Origin of the sequence: Blastococcus sp. TF02-8, assembly GCF_003319175.1 — a bacterium.
Taxonomy (GTDB): domain Bacteria; phylum Actinomycetota; class Actinomycetes; order Mycobacteriales; family Geodermatophilaceae; genus Blastococcus.
The window spans coordinates 1-802 of sequence record NZ_QOHK01000024.1 but is presented as its reverse complement, the minus strand read 5'-3'; the positions used below and the strand labels follow the sequence as shown (position 1 = coordinate 802).

Sequence of the window (802 nt, the reverse complement as noted above, 5' to 3'; positions counted from 1 at the left end):
GGCTCGTGCAGTCGTGGCTGGGATTCCTTTGGTTGATTGATATCGAGAGTGTCAGCTCTCGGTTCTCAGCCGCGATCAAATCATCTACGGAGAGTTTGATCCTGGCTCAGGACGAACGCTGGCGGCGTGCTTAACACATGCAAGTCGAACGGTGAACCTTCTTCGGGAGGGGATCAGTGGCGAACGGGTGAGTAACACGTGGGCAACCTGCCCCTGGCTCTGGGATAACTCCAAGAAATTGGGGCTAATACCGGATATGACTGCTGACCGCATGGTCTGGTGGTGGAAAGATTTATCGGCTGGGGATGGGCCCGCGGCCTATCAGCTTGTTGGTGGGGTCACGGCCTACCAAGGCGACGACGGGTAGCCGGCCTGAGAGGGTGACCGGCCACACTGGGACTGAGACACGGCCCAGACTCCTACGGGAGGCAGCAGTGGGGAATATTGCGCAATGGGCGAAAGCCTGACGCAGCGACGCCGCGTGGGGGATGACGGCCTTCGGGTTGTAAACCTCTTTCAGCAGGGACGAAGCGCAAGTGACGGTACCTGCAGAAGAAGCACCGGCCAACTACGTGCCAGCAGCCGCGGTAATACGTAGGGTGCAAGCGTTGTCCGGAATTATTGGGCGTAAAGAGCTCGTAGGCGGTTCGTCGCGTCGGCTGTGAAATCCCGAGGCTCAACCTCGGGCCTGCAGTCGATACGGGCGGACTTGAGTTCGGCAGGGGAGACTGGAATTCCTGGTGTAGCGGTGAAATGCGCAGATATCAGGAGGAACACCGGTGGCGAAGGCGGGTCTCTGGGC

1 rRNA gene is annotated in these 802 nt (G+C 59.5%); it reads left to right on the top strand.

Features of this window, described 5'->3' with window-relative positions:
* Positions 1 to 83: 83 nt before the first annotated feature.
* Positions 84 to 802: ribosomal RNA gene (locus DQ237_RS19310) — 16S ribosomal RNA — on the top strand; the annotation flags it as partial.